The organism is Streptomyces sp. NPDC012827, assembly GCF_042900905.1.
Taxonomy (GTDB): domain Bacteria; phylum Actinomycetota; class Actinomycetes; order Streptomycetales; family Streptomycetaceae; genus Streptomyces; species Streptomyces gulbargensis.
In genome coordinates, this window is record NZ_JBIBBY010000002.1 from 126,962 (window position 1) to 145,604 (window position 18,643).

An 18,643-nucleotide genomic window follows, 5' to 3' on the forward strand; every position below is an offset into this window, starting at 1 on the left:
TCACCACGCCGGCTCGGGGCCCGCCGGACGCGCGGGTCCTCCGTCAGTCCTCCGCGCCGTGTGCGGCGAGGGCGGCTTCGAACGCGGCGTACGCCTCCGCGCCGAACAGCACGAAGCGCACCTCCTCCACCGCCGTCGCGGCGGACCGCACCGTCCCCACCGCGATCCGGGCACCGTCCTCCATCGGCCAGCCGTAGACGCCGGTGGAGATCGCCGGGAAGGCGACCGTACGAGCGCCCAGCTCGTCCGCGACACGGAGGGACGCGCGGTAGCAGGAGGCCAGCAGGTCCGAACGGTCCTCGTCCCGCGTCCACACCGGGCCGACCGTGTGGATCACGTGGCGGGCCGGGAGGCGGCCGGCGGTCGTCGCCACGGCCTGTCCGGTCGGCAGGCCCCTGCCGTAGTGGGAACGGCGCAGGTCCTGGCAGGCGGCGAGGATCTCCGGGCCGCCCCGGCGGTGGATGGCCCCGTCCACCCCTCCGCCGCCGAGCAGCGAGGAGTTCGCCGCGTTGACCACCGCGTCCACCGCCTCGGTGGTGATGTCCCCCAGGACGAGCACGATCCGCATGCGCGCCACCCCTTCCGGCCGTTCGCCTGTACGCGTCCCCGGCACCGTACGGCCTCACGGGTGCGGCCCCGCACCCGTGTGTCCACGGATGCGGGGCCGCCGGTCTCTCCCTGGGGCGTACGCCGCGTCACTGGCGGGGCGGCGTCTCCGGGGGCGGCGGAGTCTGCCCCGGCTGGGTACCGCCGTCACCCAGCCGCTGCTTCAGGTGCGACTGGGCCGTGTCGACATGACGGCTGTACTTGCTCCGGGTCCGGGCGTCGACCGCGTCGCCCGCCTTGTCGACGGCCTTGCCGGCCTGTTCCTCGTGCCCCTTGAGCATGCCCTTGAGCTTGTCGAACACAGACATCTGGCCTCCTTGCGCGGTTCCAGGCCCTTCCAGCATCCCGGCCCCACGCCCATCCCGCATCCGCTGCCCTCCCACCCCGCTGGGAACCCCGTGTCGACCTGCGGGAACGCGGACCGGGCCGCTCCGGCGAGCGCGCGGGCCGAAGGAAGGTGAAAGGCCGTCACGTCGGCTCGGGCCGATCCGGCCGGGGTCGAGGCGCAGCGAGAGGGCCCCCGACCGTATTCCCCGGTCGGGGGCCCTTCACGTGGCGGTGGGTGTGGGATTTGAACCCACGGTGACTCGCGCCACGACGGTTTTCAAGACCGTTCCCTTAGGCCGCTCGGGCAACCCACCTCGCCCCGCCGTCTCACCAGGGGCGGAGCGGGTACAGCGTACCGGCTGGGCGGTGGGGGCGGGTCAGCTGTCGCCGGTGCGCTGGCCGAGGGTGACCGTGGTCTTGGCGGGCTTGCCGTCGCGTTCGTAGGTGATCTCGACCGAGTCGCCGGGCTTGTGGGTCCAGATCTCGCTGATGAGGGTCGGGCCGCTGTCGATCGTGCGGCCGCCGAAGCCGGTGATGACGTCGCCCGGCTTCAGGCCGGCCTTCGCCGCGGGGCCGCCCGGGGTGACGGGGGCCGTGCCGCCGCTGCCCTGGGCGGCGATCATGGCGCCGTCGCCGCGGCCGGCCATGTTCACCGTGGCGCCGATCACCGGGTAGACCGGCTCACCGGTCCTGATCAGCTGTTCGGCCACGTTCCTGGCCTGGTTGACCGGGATCGCGAAGCCGAGGCCGATGGAGCCCGCCTGGGACTGGCCGAAGCCGTTGCCGGTGGACTGGATGGCCGAGTTGATGCCGATCACGGCGCCGCTCGCGTCCAGCAGCGGGCCTCCGGAGTTGCCCGGGTTGATGGAGGCGTCGGTCTGGAGGGCACTCATGTACGAGTTGCCGCCGCCGGAGCCGTCACCGGAGGCGACCGGGCGGTTCTTGGCGCTGATGATGCCGGTGGTGACCGTGTTGGAGAGGCCGAACGGCGCGCCGATGGCGATCGTCGAGTCACCGACCGCCACCTTGTCGGAGTCGCCCAGCGGCAGCGGCTTCAGGCCGTCCGGGGCGCTCTTGAGCTTCAGTACGGCCACGTCGTACCCCTCGGCGCGGCCGACGACCTCCGCGTCGTAGGCCCGGCCGTCGGAGAAGGTCACGGAGAGTTCGCCGCCCTCCGCCGCCGAGGCCACCACGTGGTTGTTGGTGACGATGTGGCCTTCCTTGTCGTACACGAAGCCGGTGCCCGTGCCGCCCTCGTCCTGGCCGCCGCCCGACTTGGCCTGGATGGTGACGACGCTCGGCAGGGCCTTCGCGGCGACCGCCGCGACCGTACCGGGCTCGCGCTTGAAGGAGGCCGGGGCCTCGCCCGAGGAGACCGTCGTGGAGCGGGTGCCGTCCTCGCCGCGCTGGGCGGCCCAGTAACCGATCCCGCCGCCGACACCGCCCGCGACGAGCGCCGCGGCCAGGACCGCCGCGACGAGGCCGCCGGCCTTTCCGCGGGGTGCGGCGGGCGCCGGGTGCGGGGAGGGGTGCGGCCCGCCCCAGGCCGGTACGGCGGGCGGGGGCGGCGGCCAGCCGGATCCGGGCGCGGCGGGTCCGCCCGGCGGCACCGGTGGCACCGCGCTCCCACCGGCGTGCGCGGGCGGCGCGGCGGGCGGCGCAGGCGGGGGTGTGGGGGGCGCGGAGGGCGCGGGCGGGGGTGCGGGAGCGGCGGACGGGGCGGTCGAGTCGTCCGCCGGGACCGGCGTGCCCTCGTTCTCGGTGCTCACAGCTCGCTCTCCTCGGTGGCGCTCGTCTGCTGGTACGGGGTGGGGTGCCTGGTGCACTCGGTGCTCCGGGCAGGTGCCAGGGATCGTGTGCCCAGCTTTTCCCACGACACGTCAGACCGCCGTAAGCCGGAGCTGTGCATCCACGCCCCCTCCTTTATATACGGACAGAATGGGCGTCTTCCTCTGCCGTGGCTCCGCCAATGGCACCATGACGCGGTGACTCACGCACGGCAGCAAACGAACCGCGCCCCCGTCCAGGTCGTCGCCCACCGAGGGGCGTCCGAGGACGCACCGGAACACACCCTGGCCGCCTATGTGAAGGCGATCGAGGACGGCGCCGACGCCCTGGAGTGCGACGTCCGGCTCACCGCCGACGGCCATCTCGTCTGCGTCCACGACCGGCGCGTCAACCGTACGTCCAACGGCCGCGGCGCCGTCTCCGGCCTCGAGCTCGCCGACCTCGCGGCGCTCGACTTCGGCGCCTGGAAGGAACGCGACGAGGTCGGCGAGAGCCCCGACTGGGGCGACCCCGGCTACACCTCCGTCCTGACCCTCGAGCGCCTCCTGGAGCTGGTCTCCGACGCCGGGCGCCGGGTCGAGCTCGCCATCGAGACCAAGCACCCGACCCGCTGGGCGGGCCAGGTCGAGGAGCGGCTGCTCCAGCTCCTGAAGCGCTTCGGGCTGGACGCGCCGGACTCCGCCGACGACTCGCCGGTCCGGGTCATGAGCTTCTCGCCCCGCTCGCTCCACCGGATCGCCGCGGCCTCGCCGACCCTGCCGACGGTCTCGCTCTCCCAGTTCGTCTCCCCCCGGCTGCGCGACGGGCGCCTCCCGGCGGGCGCGCGGATCGCGGGGCCCTCGATCCGGATCGTCCGGCACCATCCGGCGGTGATCCTCCGCCTTCAGAAGGCCGGTCACCAGGTGCACGTGTGGACGGTGGACGAGCCCGAGGACGTCGAACTGTGCGTCCGGCTCGGCGTCGACGCCATCATCACCAACCGCCCCAAGCAGGTCCTCGCCCAACTCGGCCGGAGCGGAAGCCGCGGTGCCTCCGGCGCCTGAGCCGGATTCCGTCCCCCGCCGTGGGCCGCGGCCCCTCCGGGGCCCGAGCGGCGGCCCGTTCCCGCCGTGAGCGGGGCGCCGCCGCCGGGACCCCGCCGCCTCTCCCGTACCTCCTGACCCCACCCGTCACGGGGCTTGCGGGGAGTGCACCGGCGCGTTCGGGACGTACGCGATCGTCACGAGTGCCTCATCACACGCGGAACAGTCGGTTTCCGGCCCATGCCATTGGGGCATCCACACCGTGGCGTGGGGCAAAGGAGGTCTCGGGGGTGGCGTTGGTGGTGGCACAGGAGGTGCCCACGTCGTCGAGCATGGCCGTACCCCATGGCCCTGCGGGCGTGGGTGAGGCACGGCACCGGATGCGGGACGAGCTGTACCGCAGCGGGGTGTCCGAAACGGTCGTCGACGACGCGGTACTGATCCTTTCCGAACTTCTCAGCAATGCCTGCCGGCACGGCAGACCACTGGGCCGGGGGGACCGCGGCGACGGGGACGTGCTCGCGGCCTGGCGGCTCGATCCGTCGGGCGGTCTGATCGTCGAGGTGACGGACGGCGGTGGTCCCACGCGCCCTGTTCCCTCGAAGCCCTCGGTGACCGCGCACGGCGGCCGCGGGCTGAACATCATCGGCGCCCTCGCCCAGGACTGGGGCGTACGCGACAGCGCCACGGGCGAGGTGACCGTCTGGGCGGTGGTCACCGAGGGACACCGCCGTGAGGACTTCGCGGCCCGCGTCGTCGGCGGAGGCCCCGCCCTCGGCTTCCTGGACGCGTACGACGACCTGGACTGACCGTTCCCTTCCCCGCTCCGGCCGGGCCGTCCCGGCCGGAACGGGGAAGCCGGCCGGCCGGGGGCGTCCGGTGCTCGCACCGCACTCCGCCGGGTGGCGGGGAACAGGCGTACGCGTACGGGCCGGGCGACGGCCCGGATGAAAGGTCCCGGTGGCCCGGGCGGCTAGGCTCGCGCCCGACACAGCACCGCCGCGATCGGGAGACAGCCCCACCATGGCCAAGAAGCGCCCCCAGACGAAGGCCGGAAAGGCCGGCAAGACCGGCCAGGCACAGGTCACGAGCGGGGAGATCCCCGTCGTCGGCGCGCGGGAGCCGTGCCCGTGCGGTTCGGGCCGCCGCTACAAGGCGTGTCACGGCCGGGAGGCCGCGCACGCCGTGACCGAGCACGTCCAGCGCCCCTTCGAGGGCCTGCCCGGCGAGTGCGACTGGGTCGCCCTGCGCGAACTCGTGCCCGCCGCCACCGTGCCGCTCACCCTGAAGGGCGGGCTGCCCGAGGGCGTGCCGTCCGTGACGCTCGCGACCGTGCTGCCGATGGCCTGGCCGGCGCTGCGCCGCGACGACGGGTCGGTCCTGCTGGGCCTGCAGAACGAGTCCTCCTCCGGTGACCTGGCGCGCGACCTGGCCGACACGCTCCAGCGCGCCCTGGAGACCGAGCCGGGCAACCCGGTCCCGCCGCGCCGGGTGCCGGCCGAGGGCCCGCGCCTGCAGGATCTGCTCGACCCCGAGGGCGCGTTCGTGCCGGAGGTCCACCCGGGCTTCGAGTTCTGGGTCCCGCAGTCGGCCGACGGCGCCGACCCGGAGGTCGCGGCCTCGCTGGAGCGGGCCAACGCCGCGGCGATCCCGACCGTCAAGCTCACGAGCGTGGACGCCGCGTACTGGTGCGAGACCCCGGACAAGAACCACCTGCGCTGGGTCATGCCGCACCCCGAGGAGAAGCTCCTCGACGCCCTCGCCCGCCTCCAGGCCGCCGGCGGGACCTCCCTCGGCCAGGACACCCGTCTCGTGGGGTCGTTCCGCGCCCACGGCCTGATGGTTCCGGTGTGGGACCTGCCGACCTCGATGACGGCGGAGGAGTGCGAGAAGCCGGCCGCCGAGTTCGCCGAGCGGCTCGCCGGGGCGCTCGCCTCGGACGCCCCTCTGACGGCGGAGGAGCGGCGGGCGCGCGGCGGCCTCACGAACCGTCAGGTGACTCTCAGCTGATACCCCGGGTGGTACGAGTCACCGGCAGACCGACCGGTCGGTGACTTCCACCACAACCCGGCCTACGGGCGGGTAAATCCCTGTCCGAATAACCGAGATCGAATTTGCGAACGGCAGATCTCTTGTTACCGTTCTGGAAGCCCGGTCGCTGGTGCATCCCCCGTCGCCAGCGATCGGGCCTTTCCATGTCCGCCTCCGCCCGTCCGGAGGTGTTCGACTCTCAACTACCTTCGCCGCCCGCCGTGTTGCTGCCCGAGCGCAACAGAAGCGGACCAGCTCCCTCCGCACCCGCGCCGTTGTCGCCCGCGCCTGCGAATTCCGCCACCGCCGTATAGGCCGTGAGCCCCTCACTCCCGCGTTCCCGGGGTGTTTCGCAGCGCCCGGGTTCATCCTCGGCGGCGACGTGGCAGCGGACCTGAACGGTCCGCCCGCCGGGTGCCATCAAGGTGAGATACGCGTCGAGTTCCCGGCCCGTGGCGTTGCGGTAGTACGTACGGCCCCAGGTGTCGGCGCCCTCCGCCAGGACACAGGTCTGCGCCTCGACGCCCTCCGGAGAGGCGAGTTCCGGCCCGCATCGCGCGATCCGCTCGGGCAGGGATCCGGCGGATGCGGAGCCACCGGGTACGGGGGCGGGCGGGCCGGGCGGGACAGGTGGGGCGGTGGGGGTACGGGTCGGGGCCGTCCCGGCCGGCGCGTCCCCGGCGGTGCGGGGCCCGGGACCGAGGCCCAGGCCGCCCAGCAGGTCCCCGGGCGGCGCGGTGGCGTCCGTACCCGCCGCTCCCGCGCCCTTCCCCGTGCCGGTACCGCCCGCCGAGGCGGCGAGCGGGAGCAGGACGGCGGCGGTGACGGCGGCCGCGAGCGCGGCCACGCGGAGGTTCATCGGAGGTTCACCGGACGCATGCGGCCCACCTGCTCCTGGAGTCGTACGGCGGCCGGGGAGCCCGGACGGTGGGGCGAACATAGCGGCGCCCGCCGGACATCCGGCGGGCCGCACACCCGTTTCCCGTACGAGCCGGGCCCCACCGCACCCGTTCGGGTGAACCGCGACCGGGGGGACGCGGGCCCGGTGCGGCCGGCTCGGCGAAGGGCCGGAGACAAGGACCGGAGGGAAGGATCGGCAGGGGTGGACGGGGAGGAGGAGGGGGAGGGGGCGACCGGGGAGGACCGGCTCCGGGCGGAGGGGTCAGTACGCGAGGCGGCTGCCGCCGTCCGGCGCGCTCGTGCTGGCCTCGACCAGGGCGTCGACCACCGCCTCCACGTCGGGCAGCCACGGCCGTGCCGATCCGGCGAGCGGGGCCCGCTCCCAGCTCACCTGCCCGGTCCCGGCGACCGAGGGCGGGAGCAGCAGGTACCCGCCCTCGCCGTGGAACCGCAGCGAGCTCGGCACGCTGTCCTTCGCGTGGAGCAGCTCGCCGAGCCGTTCGAGGCCGTACGGGGCGACGAGGATCGACCACCGGGTCGGGGTCGCCACCACGGGGCCGAGCCGGATGCCCATCGCGTCGAGCGCGGCGAGGGCCCGCGCACCCGCCGCGGCCGGGAGGCTCACCGCGCAGGGCGCGCGGCCACCGGTGGCGAGGATCACCGGCGCCTCCGGGCGGCGGGTCCACCACCAGCGGATCATCCGCTCGTCGGTGGTCGCCGCGAGGAGCCCGGGGTCGTAGGGGTGCGCGCCGGGCACCGCGCAGGCGGGGTCGGGGCAGGCGCACACCGCCCCCGTGGTCGTACGGGTCGTCGTCGAGCTCAGTCCCACGCCCGGCAGGACGGGCCAGTCCCACTCGACCGCGAAGGTGACCGCGGCGTCGAGCCGGGCGGTCCTTCCCTTGCGCCGGAACCGGAGCCTGCGTCGCCTTCCGAGGATCTCGCGCATGAGCGCTCGTTCCTTTCCGTTGAACGCCGAATCCACATCACAACACGTGCAGAACACTTCACCGTGCGTATCAGCGCGTACAAGGACGGCGGTGCGCCGCCCCGCATCGGAGCGGGGCCGGCCGGACCGAAGCCGGTCGGAGCCGGGACAGGACCCGGTTCGGAACAGTTCCCCGCCACTCGGTGACGGACCGCGGCCTGCGGCGTACTGGACGCCGGGCTTCCGCATCTCGCTCCGGGGCACTTTCAACTGCCCCTGCCTGTCACCGATTACGTACCCAGGACGTTCGGGATGACGCGCTGTGAAACGACGCCAGTCGACCGCAAAAGGTGCACACTGGGGGCAATTTTCGGCCAAGTTCGCCGTCAGTTCAACCCTTCTGCACAACCTCACGGACACCACAAGTCCCATGGGGACAATGCTGGACATCGCTCCTCGGGTGCGTGTACATGTGGAGACATCGAGCGGCGCAGAATCAGCAGAATCTCCTGGGGGTTTGCGATGCTATGGCGTCAAACGCACCGGTCGGAAAGCCGACCGCGATGAGCACCCCACACGTGCCGAAAGTGGCCGGAATCGATTCCACGATTCCCGCTCCCCCGCACACTGCGGCCCCCCTCCCCGGGGCGCCCGCCACGGCCGCGTCCACCGGCCACGACCGTCCGGCCGATCCGGCCTCCCGGGCCACCGCCGACCGGACCGACGGGCCGCAGGTCCCCGCCCCCGGCCTGCTGATCCAGGACCGCCTGGCCGGCTGGGTCTCCGACCTCACCACCCTCCACGAACTCACCGAGCGCCTCGTCAAGGCCGCCTCCCTCGACCGGGCCCTGCGCGAACTGCTGACCGCCGGCGCCGCGCTCGTCGGCGCCCGCCGCGGCATGGCCGTCCTCGAACCGGCCGACGGCCTCGGCCCCGCCACCACCATCGGCCTCGGCCTCGCCCATGCCGACCTCGGCACCATCGAGACCCTCCCCCGGCACATGACCGGCTACGGGCGCCTCCTCGAAGGAATCGAAGGAATCGAAGGATTCGACGGAACCCCAGGAGCCCGAGGAGCCGGGGCGCCGGACGGGCTCGCCGGGCGCCGCGACCGCCACCGGACCGTGCCCGACCCGATCGCCGTCCCCGACGTCCGCGCGGAAGAGGGCCTCGACCCACGTCACCGCGAGGTCGCCGCCCGGCTCGGCTACGCCGCCAGTTACGCCCTCCCCCTCGCCACCGAGGAGGCCGGCGGGCTCGGCGCCGCCGTCTGGCTCTACGACGAGCCCGCCGAACCCACCGAACGCCAGCGGCACCTCATCGGCCTCTACGCCCGCTTCGCCACCGAGCACCTCGCCCGCCTCCTCCAGGTCGAACGGGCCCGCGCCGACCTCACCACCGTCGCCGGGGAACTCCTCCCCAGCCGCCTCCCGCGCGTCCCCGGCGTCCGGCTCGCGGCCCGCCATCGCACCGGTCCGCGCGGCGGCGGCGACTGGTACGACGCGCTGCCGCTGCCCGAGGGCGCCCTCGGGCTCGCCGTGGGCTCCGTCACCGGCTCCGGGCCGAGCGCGCTCGCCGCCATGGGGCGCCTGCGCGCCTCCCTGCGGGCGTACGCGGTCATGGAGGGCGAGGACCCGGTGGCCGTCCTCTCCGACCTGGAGCTGCTGATGCGGGTCACCGAGCCCGCGCGTGCGGCGACCGCGCTGTTCGCCTACGCGGAGCCGGCGCGGCGCAGGCTGGTCCTCGCCGGGGCCGGGCACGCCCCGCCCCTGATCATCGGGGACCACCGCACCACCTTCGTGGAGACGACGCTCTCCGCCCCGCTCGGGATGCTCTCCTGCTGGGAGGCGCCGAGCGTCGAGCTTTCTCCCGCACCAGGAGAAACGGTGCTGCTGTACACCGACGGGCTTCTGCGCCGCACCGGCGACCCCGTGGACCGGGCCTTCGCCCGGCTGCACGCGGCGGCCTCGGGCGTCCCGAGGGCGGACCGGGCCGACCCGGACGCCGTCGTGGACCACGTCCTGCGGACCCTGCTGCCCGACGGGCCGGGCGACCGCGCGACGGGCCGCGACGAGCCGGGCGAGGACGACGTGGTGCTGCTCGCGGCCCGCTTCGACTGATCCCGCGGGGACGGCGCCACCCGCACCCGCCGCTCCCCGACGTCCGCACGGCCCGGGCACGCCGGTCGCCGCCCGTCGTAGCGCAGCGGGCACGGCCGGTCGCTGCCCGTCGGGGGCCTTCCGGCCCTGGGGGACCTCTTCCGCACGACCGTACGATGGTCAGGGTTCAGTGTCGTACCAGGAGGAGGCAGACCCGTGGCCGAGGAGCTCACCCCGGAGACCCCGGAAGAGACCGAAGACCAGCCGATCAAGCAGCGCAAGAACGGCCTGTACCAGGGCGTCTCCGACGAGCTCGCCGAGAACATGAAGTCCGGCTGGGCCGACACCGAGCTGCGGGACCTCACCCCCATCCCCCAGGCCGAGCGGACCGCCGCCCGCCGGGCCGCGCTCTCCGCCCGCTTCCCCGGCGAGCGCCTGGTGATCCCCGCCGGCAAGCTCAAGACCCGGTCGAACGACACCGAGTACAGCTTCCGCGCCTCCACCGAGTACGCGTACCTCACCGGCGACCAGACGCAGGACGGCGTCCTCGTCCTGGAGCCGGCGAAGTCGGGCCACCGGGCCACGATCTACCTGCTGCCCCGTTCCGACCGGGAGAACGGCGAGTTCTGGCTCGACGGCCAGGGCGAGCTGTGGGTCGGCCGCCGCCACTCCCTCACCGAGGCCGAGCAGCTCCTCGGCATCCCGGCCAAGGACGTGCGCGAGCTGCCCGAGCGCCTGAAGGAGGCCACCGGACCGGTCCGCGTCGTCCGCGGTCACGACGCCGGCATCGAGGCCGCCCTCACCGACAAGGTCACCGCCGAGCGCGACGAGGAACTGCGCGTCTTCCTCTCCGAGGCCCGCCTGGTCAAGGACGACTTCGAGGTCGCCGAGCTGGAGAAGGCCTGCGCCGCCACCGCCCGCGGCTTCGAGGACGTCGTCAAGGTCCTCGACAAGGCCGAGGCCACCAGCGAGCGGTACATCGAGGGCACCTTCTTCCTGCGTGCCCGCGTCGAGGGCAACGACGTCGGTTACGGCACCATCGCCGCCGCCGGCCCGCACGCCTGCACGCTCCACTGGGTCCGCAACGACGGCGCGGTCCGCTCCGGCGACCTGCTGCTCCTCGACGCCGGCGTCGAGACCACCGAGCTGTACACCGCCGACGTGACCCGCACCCTGCCGATCAACGGCCGGTACACCGACATCCAGCGCAAGATCTACGACGCCGTGTACGAGGCGCAGGAGGCCGGCATCGCCGCGGTGAAGCCGGGCGCCGCCTACCGCGACTTCCACGACGCCGCGCAGCGCGTGCTCGCCGAGAAGCTGGTCGAGTGGGGCCTGGTGGAGGGCCCGGTCGACCGCGTCCTGGAGCTGGGCCTCCAGCGCCGCTGGACCCTGCACGGCACCGGTCACATGCTCGGCATGGACGTCCACGACTGCGCCGCCGCGCGCACCGAGGCGTACGTCGACACCACCCTGGAGCCGGGCATGTGCCTGACCGTGGAGCCGGGGCTCTACTTCCAGGCCGACGACCTGACCGTGCCGGAGGAGTACCGGGGCATCGGCGTCCGGATCGAGGACGACATCCTCGTGACGGAGGACGGCAACCGGAACCTGTCGGCCCAGCTGCCGCGCCGGTCCGACGAGGTCGAGGCGTGGATGGCCGCCCTGAAGGGCTGACCCCTCGGCACCCGCGCCGAAGCCCCCGCCGGTCCTCCGGCGGGGGCTTCGGCGTTCAGGCGAGGAGGAGGGACGGGCTGTCCTTCCACTTGAGGATCTTGTCGAAGCTGACCACGGCTCCGCCGAGGCCCGAGCGGTTGCCGAACTGCACGTGGTCCGCGAGTTCCTCGATCAGCCGCAGGCCCCGCCCGCTCTCGGCCTCGGCGAGGGCGAGAGCGCCGAGCGGAGGACCGTCCGGCACAGGACCGCCGAGCACGGGGCCGCCGAGCACGGTTCCGACGAGGGCGGCCGGTGCACCGGACCAGGAACCGTCCGGACCGCCTCCCCCCGCCACCGGTCCACGCGCCCCGGAGTCGACCGCCGCAGGGACGTCCGTGACGGGGGCGTCCGTCAGGGGGCCGTCCGTGACGGGGCCGTCCGTCGCGGAACCCTTTGTTCCGGTGAGGCCCGCAGCCGGTCGGCGGCCGACCCCCGGGAAGCCCGGGCCCGAATCGGCGACCTCGATACGGCAGGTCTCGCCGTCCAGGTAGGCCGTGACCCGGTACGCCTCCGAGGCCGCGCCCCGGCCCGGCCCCGTACCTGCGCCACCGCCGTGCTCGACCGCGTTGGCGCAGGCCTCCGTGAGCGCGACGGACAGTTCGTACGACACGTCGGGATCGACACCCGCCGTTTCCATCGTGCCCATCAGGAGCCTGCGGGCGAGCGGCACGCTCGCCGCCTCGCGCCGCAGATGGAGTGACCACCAGATGCTCATGCTCCAGCCTCCCGGCAGCGGCTCGACATACCGATACGTATTGCCCTGCGCACCGGTCCGTAAGCCCCCCGTGAGGACAAGAGCGCTCGTTCGGCGGATGCACCGGCCCGGACGCCGGTGTATGACGGCGGGCCGCGCCGGGGCGGACCCGGCCGCCGCGGGCGGTCGGCCACGCCACAGCCGCAAGCACCGCAAGGCGAGCAAGTCCCCCAAGTGCGACCTTACGGACCTGCCTCCTGCCGGGGGCGCCCGTGGTGCGATGATGGGCCCGCCATGTCTGCCCCGCCGCTCGCTCCACGGCTGCTGAGGGCCGCGGTGTTCGCCGCGGTCTGCGTCGTGCTGTCCGGGCTCGGGCACGCGCTCGCCGCCTGCGCGGGCATCGCCCTGTGGTCCCTGCTCGCCGGTTTCCTCGGCGTCTTCGGGACCGTCCTCCTCTTCACCGACCGCGAGCGGTCCCTCGGCTTCGTGGTGGGCGCCCTCGCGGGCGGGCAGCTCGGCCTCCACGTCCTCTTCGGCGCCGGCCAGCGGCACCTCGCCCTGAGCGAGCAGGCCGACGACGCCCTCGTACGGCTGGCCGCCAAGCTGGTCTGCGGGGCGAGCGCGGCGACCCTCGGGCCGGCCGAGGCGGCCCGGATCGTGCGGGACGCCGGGCTCGACCCGGCGGCCGCCACCGCCGCCGCCCACGCCCACCCGGGCGCCGCGGCCGTCACGACGGCCGGGCCCGCCGCCGAACTGCTGCCCAGCCTGCCCATGCTCCTCGGGCACCTGCTCGCCGCCCTGGCGACCGGCTGGCTCCTGCGCCGCGGCGACCGCGCCCTCGTGGGTCTCGTCCGGCTCTCCGAGCAGGGCGCCACGGAGCTCGCCGTCTGCGCGCCCGTCCGCGCGCTGCGGGCCGCGCTCCGCCTCGTACGGGCCCTGCTCGCCGGTCTGCCGGGCGCGCCCGGCACCGGACCGGGGCCCCGGCCGCGTACCGCCTCCGACTCCTCGCCACCGCCGGTGGCCGAGGCCCTCCAGCACACGGTGATCCGCCGCGGCCCGCCGGCCGCCGACTGCGCCCTCGCAGCCTGACGCGGTCCGCTCGTCCGGAGCGGGACCGCGGCCGTCCGCACGCCCGGCCGGGGCCCACCGGCCCGCGGCCCGTCCGGGACCCCGGTCCCGTGGCGCGACACGGCGTGCCGGTCACCCTTCCGTCCCTCCGAGCTGGAGTGTCCTTACGCCATGAACGTTTCCCGTGTCCTCGTCGCCGGTGGCACCGCCGCCGCCTCCGTCCTGCTGCTGTCCGGCACGGCCTTCGCACACGTCGGTGTGCAGCCGCAGGGCGAGGCCGCCCAGGGCGGCTACGCGACCGTGAACATCAAGGTCCCCAACGAGCGCGACAACGCCTCCACCGTGAAGGTGGAGGTCAACTTCCCCCTCGACCACCCGCTCGCCTCGGTGATGCCGCAGCCCGTCCCGGGCTGGAAGGCGGAGGTGACCCGGACGAAGCTCGACAAGCCGCTGGAACTCCACGGCAAGAAGATCAACGAGGCGGTCTCCAAGGTGACCTGGACCGCCGACGGTTCGAAGATCGGGCCCGGTCAGTTCCAGCAGTTCCCGCTCTCCCTCGGCCGGCTGCCGGAGAACACCGACCGGCTCGTCGTGAAGGCCATCCAGACGTACGACAACAAGGAGGTCGTGCGCTGGATCGAGGAGCAGAAGGAGGGCGCCGAGGAGCCGCAGTTCCCGGCCCCGGTCCTGAAGCTCGCCCCGGCCTCCGGCGACCACCACGGCGGCGCGGCCACCACCGCCCCCGCCCCCTCGGCCTCGGCCTCCGGCGCGGACGCCGGCACCGAGGACAGCCACGCCGACACGGCCGGCGACAAGAAGACGGCCGCCGCCTCCTCCAGCGACACCACGGCCCGGGTCCTCGGCGTCATCGGCATCCTGGTGGGCCTCGCCGGCGTCGCCTTCGGTGTCCTCGCCGGACGCCGGCGCTCGGCCTGACGGCCGCCCCCCTCATCCGCAGAACTCGGAAAGAAACAGCATGTCCGTAGAGAAGACATCCCCTGCGGCGTCCGGTGATGAGCAGCGCGGTACGGCCCGTCCCGGGCGGCGTACCCCGCTGATCGTCGCGGCCGTCGCGATCGTCGCCGCCCTCGGCATCACCGCCGCCGTCGGCCTCGGCGGAGGGGACGACAAGCCCGCCCCCTCCGGTGCGGTCGCCCAGGTCTCCGGGGGCACCACCACCACGAAGGCGGCCACCGTCCTCGACCGGCCGTTCACCAAGCCCGACCTCGTCCTGACCGACACCAAGGGCGGGACGTACGACCTCCGCGAGCGCACCCAGGGCAAGCCGACGCTCATCTACTTCGGCTACACCCACTGCCCCGACGTGTGCCCGCTGACGATGAGCAACATCGCCGTCGCCAAGAAGAAGCTCCCCAAGGCGGACCAGGAGAAGCTCCAGGTCGTCTTCGTCACCACCGACCCGGAGCGGGACACCGCCGCCGAGCTGGCCAAGTGGCTGCCGGCGGCCGGTGACCCCTCCTTCGTCGGACTCACCGGTGACTTCTCCGCGATCCAGGCGGGCGCCCGCCAGATCGGCATCGGCATCGACCCGCCGAAGAAGGAGAAGGACGGCACGGTCGTCTCCATGCACGGCGCCCAGGTGATCGCGTTCTCCCCGAAGACCGACCAGGGCTACGTCCTGTACGGCGAGAACACGACCGTCGAGGACTACGCCAAGGACCTGCCGAAGCTCATCAAGGGGGAGAACCCGTGACCCGCCGCACCACCGTCCTGTCCCTCGCCGCCACCGTCGCGCTCGCCGCCTCGGTGGCGCTGACCGGCTGCTCCGCCGGCGGGGACGAACCCCAGCTGAAGGTCAGCGGGGCGTTCATCCCGCAGCCGGTCTCGGACATGGCGGGAGGCTTCCTCACCATCACCAACAGCGGCGGCGCGGCGGACAAGCTCACCTCGGTCACCAGCCCGCTCTCGGACGACGTCACCATCCACGAGACCAAGAACCAGAAGATGGTGGAGGTGCCGTCCTTCGACATCCCCGCGAACGGGAAGCTCACGCTCGAACGCGGCGGCAACCACATCATGTTCATGGAACTGAAGTCGAAGCCGAAGCAGGGCGACAAGGTCCGTGTCGAGCTCCACTTCGAGAAGTCGGACCCGATCGAGGTGGAGGTCCCCGTCGAGGCCCCCCACCACAACCCGCGGCAGCACTGAGCTCGTTGACGGAGTGACGCAGAGATGACAACCACCGCCCCGCGCCTCGGTACCGCCCTGGCCCGGCTGCTGCTCGTCGCGGCCGCGCTCCTGGGCACGCTCCTCACCGGCGCCGCCCCCGCCTCCGCGCACGCGGCGCTCACGGGGAGCGATCCGAAGGACGGGGCGGTGGTCGCCACCGCCCCCAAGGAGGTCAACCTCACCTTCTCCGAACAGGTCGCCATGAGCGCCGACTCGATCCGGGTCCTCGACCCGGCGGGCCGGCGCGTCGACACGGGGGAGATCATCGACCTGTGCAGCGGGGCCGTCGTCCGGTACGGGGTGGCGCTGCGCGCCGGTCTTCCGGACGGCACGTACACCGTCGCCTGGCAGACGGTCTCCGCCGACAGCCATCCCATCGCCGGGGCCTTCACGTTCTCGGTCGGGGCGCCCTCGGCGACCTCGGTCGCGCTGCCCGAGCGCAGCCCGGGCGGCGGCCTCGTCGGTGTGCTGTACGGGGTCGCGCGCTACCTCTCGTACGCGGGCTTCGCCGTCCTCGTCGGCGGCGGCGCCTTCGTGCTGGTCTGCTGGCCGCGCGGCGCGGGCGTCCGGCCGGTGCAGCGGGCCGTCGTACGGGGATGGCTGACCCTGACCGGCGCCACCCTGGCCATGCTGCTGCTGCGCAACCCGTACACGGGCTCCGGCGAACTCGCCGACGCCTTCGACCTGGCCGGGCTGAAGGCGGTCCTGGAGACCAAGACCGGTGCCGCCCTCACCTCCCGGCTGCTGCTGCTCGGCGCGGCCGCGCTGTTCGTGGCGGTCCTCTTCGGCTCCTACGCCCGGCGGACGGACCCGAAGGAGCGCAAGGACCTGGCCTTCGGGCTCGGTCTGGGCGGAACGGTCGTCGCGGCCGGCATCGCGGGGACGTGGGCACTGGCCGAGCACGCCTCGACCGGTCTGCAGCCCGGCATCGCCATGCCGGTCGACATCCTGCACCTCCTGGCGGTCGCCACCTGGCTCGGCGGCCTCACGGTGCTGCTGGTGGCGCTCCACCGGGCGCCGTCGGTGGAACGCGCGGCCGTCGAGCGGTTCTCGAAGGTCGCCTTCGCCTCGGTGGCCGTCCTGGTGGCCACCGGCGTCTACCAGTCCTGGCGCCAGGTCGGCTCCTGGTCCGCGCTCACCGGCACGCGGTACGGGCAGCTGCTGCTGGTCAAGATCGGGCTGATGGCCGTGCTCGTGGGCATCGCCTGGATCTCCCGCCGCTGGACGCACCGCCTCGCGGACGCGACCCCCGGGGTGACGGACAGGGCCCTGGGCGAGGGGGACGAGACCGGCGGGGACCGGACCGGGCAGGACCGGCCCGGCGGGGACCCGGCTGCCGGTGAGCCGGGCCGGGAGCCCGGCGAGGACGAGGTCTCCCCTGAGGACGGCGGCGCGGCGGAACCCGACCCCGAGCGGGCCGCGCAGCTCGCCCGGCAGCGGGCCGCCGTCGCCACCGCCCGCCGCAAGCGGGAGCGCGACGCGGACCCGGAGCGGAGCGGGCTGCGCCGCTCGGTGCTCACGGAGGCCGCCGTCGCCGTCGTGCTGCTCGCCGTCACGACCGTCCTCACCTCCACCGAGCCGGGCCGCACCGAGGAGGAGGCCGGCCGTACCACCGCCACCGGCACGGCCGCCGTGCCCGACCGCCCGGTCGACGTCCGGCTGCCCTTCGACACCGGTGGCGTCGAGGGCCAGGGCGTGGTCCGGCTGAGCCTGGACCCCGGCCGCACCGGCGCCAACGCGCTCCACCTCTACGTCGAGCGCCCCAACGGCAAACCGCTGGACGTCCCCGAGATCAAGGTCGCCCTCACCCTGCGGGAGAAGGGCGTCGGCCCGCTGCCCGTCGCCCCCGACCGCATCCAGACCGGACACTGGAGCGCGAGCGGCGTCCAGATCCCGATGCCCGGCGACTGGCGGATCCAGGTGACCGTCCGTACCTCCGAGATCGACCAGACCACCATCGAGAAGAACGTGAAGATCGGCTGACCCGTGACCGAGCGCGACAACGACACCCTTGAGATCTCCCGGCGGCGGCTGCTCGGCACCGTCGGCGCGGCGGGCGCCGCCGGACTCGCCATCGGCGCGGCCGGCGGAGCCGGCGTCTCCGCCGCCGTGTCCGACGGCGGTTCCGGGGGAGCGAGCGGCCCCGGCGGCGCTCCCGCGCTGTCCACGGTCGGCGCGACCGAGGTGATGTTTCACGGGAAACATCAGCCGGGCATCACCACCCCCTCCCAGGCACGGGGCCACCTGGTCGCCTTCGACCTCGCCCCGGGCGCGGGCCGCAAGGAGGCCGCTGCACTGCTGCGCCGCTGGTCGGCGACGGCGAAGGCGCTGATGGCGGGTGAGGCACCGGCCGGTGACACGGGTGTCGCGCTCGACGCCGGACCCTCCTCCCTCACGGTCACCTTCGGTTTCGGACGGACCTTCTTCGACCGGACGGGACTCACGGCCCGGCGCCCGGCCGAACTCGACCCGCTGCCCGCCTTCTCCTCCGACGCGCTCGACCCGCGCCGTTCGGAGGGCGACCTGTGGGTGCAGATCGGCGCCGACGACGCCCTCGTCGCCTTCCACGCCCTGCGCGCCCTGCAGAAGGACGCGGGCGACGCGGCCCGGGTGCGCTGGCAGATGAACGGCTTCAACCGCTCGGCCGGCGCCACCGCGAAGCCGATGACCGCCCGCAATCTGATGGGGCAGATCGACGGCACCGGCAATCCGAAGCCGGACGAGCCCGACTTCGACCGCCGGATCTTCGTCCCCGCCGGGGCGCCCGGCGGACAGGAGTGGATGGCCAGCGGCTCGTACGCGGTGGTGCGCCGCATCCGCATGCTGCTCGACGACTGGGAGAAGCTCTCCCTGGAGAAGCAGGAGAAGGTCATCGGGCGCCGGAAGTCCGACGGGGCTCCGCTGAGCGGGGGCACCGAGACCACGGAGCTCGACCTAAACAAACTCGGCCCGGACGGCAGGCCGGTGATCCCCGACAACGCGCACGCCCGGATCTCCGCCCCCGAACAGAACGGCGGGGCGGCGATGCTGCGCCGGCCGTTCTCCTTCCACGACGGGATCGCCCCCGACGGCATCCCGGACGCCGGACTCCTCTTCGTCTGCTGGCAGGCGGACCCGCTGCGCGGCTTCGTCCCCGTGCAGCGGAAGCTCGACCGGGGCGACGCGCTCTCCCCGTTCATCCGGCACGAGTCGAGCGGCCTCTACGCGGTGCCCGGCGGGGCGGCCGAGGGCGAGTACGTGGGCCAGCGGCTGCTGGAGGGGTGAGCGGGCCACCGGG

16 protein-coding genes, 1 tRNA gene and 1 pseudogene are annotated in these 18,643 nt (G+C 74.0%); 11 read left to right on the top strand and 7 right to left on the bottom strand.

Annotated elements, in window-relative coordinates; all coding sequences use genetic code 11:
- Positions 1–43: 43 nt before the first annotated feature.
- From ACFY60_RS03975 to ACFY60_RS03990, 4 genes are all read right to left on the bottom strand, one after another.
- Entirely contained in the window at positions 44–568 is a 525-nt protein-coding gene (locus tag ACFY60_RS03975; RefSeq protein ID WP_388610029.1) for an O-acetyl-ADP-ribose deacetylase, read from the bottom strand.
- Between the two features lie 127 nt (positions 569–695).
- Positions 696–914, bottom strand: coding sequence for an antitoxin (locus ACFY60_RS03980; RefSeq protein ID WP_388610027.1), 219 nt, complete (start codon positions 912–914; stop codon positions 696–698).
- Between the two features lie 245 nt (positions 915–1,159).
- Positions 1,160–1,247, bottom strand: a tRNA-Ser gene (locus ACFY60_RS03985).
- A gap of 63 nt (positions 1,248–1,310) precedes the next feature.
- Positions 1,311–2,702, bottom strand: coding sequence for a S1C family serine protease (locus ACFY60_RS03990; RefSeq protein ID WP_388610025.1), 1,392 nt, complete (start codon positions 2,700–2,702; stop codon positions 1,311–1,313).
- Positions 2,703–2,918: 216 nt separating this feature from the next.
- Between ACFY60_RS03990 and ACFY60_RS03995 the strand changes: the two genes are divergently transcribed.
- The 3 genes from ACFY60_RS03995 (at position 2,919) to ACFY60_RS04005 (ending at position 5,753) form a co-directional block, all read left to right on the top strand.
- The gene (locus tag ACFY60_RS03995; protein WP_388610023.1) at positions 2,919–3,764 is read left to right on the top strand and encodes a glycerophosphodiester phosphodiesterase; all 846 of its coding nucleotides are present in this window, start codon (positions 2,919–2,921) and stop codon (positions 3,762–3,764) included.
- A 182-nt stretch (positions 3,765–3,946) separates the two neighbouring features.
- Positions 3,947–4,552 (top strand): ATP-binding protein, encoded by a 606-nt coding sequence (locus ACFY60_RS04000; RefSeq protein ID WP_388610020.1) that lies wholly within the window; start codon positions 3,947–3,949, stop codon positions 4,550–4,552.
- 214 nt (positions 4,553–4,766) lie between these two features.
- Positions 4,767–5,753 carry a DUF5926 family protein gene (locus ACFY60_RS04005; RefSeq protein WP_388610018.1) on the top strand — a complete coding sequence of 329 codons (987 nt, stop codon included), beginning with the start codon at positions 4,767–4,769 and terminating at the stop codon, positions 5,751–5,753.
- Between the two features lie 220 nt (positions 5,754–5,973).
- On the opposite strand, the gene ACFY60_RS04010 is transcribed toward ACFY60_RS04005, so the two are convergent.
- Together ACFY60_RS04010 and ACFY60_RS04015 are read right to left on the bottom strand one after the other, a co-directional pair.
- A complete protein-coding gene (locus ACFY60_RS04010; protein ID WP_388610015.1) occupies positions 5,974–6,633 on the bottom strand; it encodes a hypothetical protein in 660 nt (219 codons plus the stop codon).
- Between the two features lie 303 nt (positions 6,634–6,936).
- The gene (locus ACFY60_RS04015) at positions 6,937–7,620 is read right to left on the bottom strand and encodes a bifunctional DNA primase/polymerase (protein WP_309050824.1); all 684 of its coding nucleotides are present in this window, start codon (positions 7,618–7,620) and stop codon (positions 6,937–6,939) included.
- 566 nt (positions 7,621–8,186) lie between these two features.
- On the opposite strand from ACFY60_RS04015, the gene ACFY60_RS04020 reads away from it, so the two are divergent.
- Both ACFY60_RS04020 and ACFY60_RS04025 read left to right on the top strand, forming a co-directional pair.
- Positions 8,187–9,719, top strand: a complete 1,533-nt coding sequence (locus tag ACFY60_RS04020; protein ID WP_389457254.1) for a PP2C family protein-serine/threonine phosphatase — start codon at positions 8,187–8,189, stop codon at positions 9,717–9,719.
- 195 nt (positions 9,720–9,914) lie between these two features.
- On the top strand, positions 9,915–11,375 hold the full coding sequence (locus tag ACFY60_RS04025) for an aminopeptidase P family protein (RefSeq protein ID WP_388610010.1): 1,461 nt from the start codon (positions 9,915–9,917) through the stop codon (positions 11,373–11,375).
- A 469-nt stretch (positions 11,376–11,844) separates the two neighbouring features.
- Here the strand turns inward: ACFY60_RS04025 and ACFY60_RS04030 are convergent.
- Positions 11,845–12,129 (bottom strand): annotated as a pseudogene (locus ACFY60_RS04030) (ATP-binding protein); the annotation flags it as partial.
- A gap of 273 nt (positions 12,130–12,402) precedes the next feature.
- Here ACFY60_RS04030 and ACFY60_RS04035 point away from each other — a divergent pair.
- The 6 genes from ACFY60_RS04035 to efeB all read left to right on the top strand — a co-directional run bounded on the left by ACFY60_RS04035 (position 12,403) and on the right by efeB (position 18,630).
- Positions 12,403–13,197 carry a hypothetical protein gene (locus ACFY60_RS04035; RefSeq protein WP_388610008.1) on the top strand — a complete coding sequence of 265 codons (795 nt, stop codon included), beginning with the start codon at positions 12,403–12,405 and terminating at the stop codon, positions 13,195–13,197.
- 150 nt (positions 13,198–13,347) lie between these two features.
- Positions 13,348–14,112 carry a YcnI family protein gene (locus tag ACFY60_RS04040; RefSeq protein ID WP_388610006.1) on the top strand — a complete coding sequence of 255 codons (765 nt, stop codon included), beginning with the start codon at positions 13,348–13,350 and terminating at the stop codon, positions 14,110–14,112.
- A gap of 40 nt (positions 14,113–14,152) precedes the next feature.
- Positions 14,153–14,890 (top strand): SCO family protein, encoded by a 738-nt coding sequence (locus tag ACFY60_RS04045; protein WP_388610003.1) that lies wholly within the window; start codon positions 14,153–14,155, stop codon positions 14,888–14,890.
- Positions 14,887–15,345 carry a copper chaperone PCu(A)C gene (locus ACFY60_RS04050; protein ID WP_388610000.1) on the top strand — a complete coding sequence of 153 codons (459 nt, stop codon included), beginning with the start codon at positions 14,887–14,889 and terminating at the stop codon, positions 15,343–15,345. The genes ACFY60_RS04045 and ACFY60_RS04050 overlap by 4 nt, the downstream gene beginning before the upstream one ends.
- Before the next feature lie 24 nt (positions 15,346–15,369).
- A complete protein-coding gene (locus ACFY60_RS04055; protein ID WP_388609998.1) occupies positions 15,370–17,349 on the top strand; it encodes a copper resistance CopC/CopD family protein in 1,980 nt (659 codons plus the stop codon).
- Between the two features lie 3 nt (positions 17,350–17,352).
- Positions 17,353–18,630, top strand: coding sequence for an iron uptake transporter deferrochelatase/peroxidase subunit (efeB, locus tag ACFY60_RS04060; RefSeq protein WP_388609996.1), 1,278 nt, complete (start codon positions 17,353–17,355; stop codon positions 18,628–18,630).
- Positions 18,631–18,643: the final 13 nt, after the last annotated feature.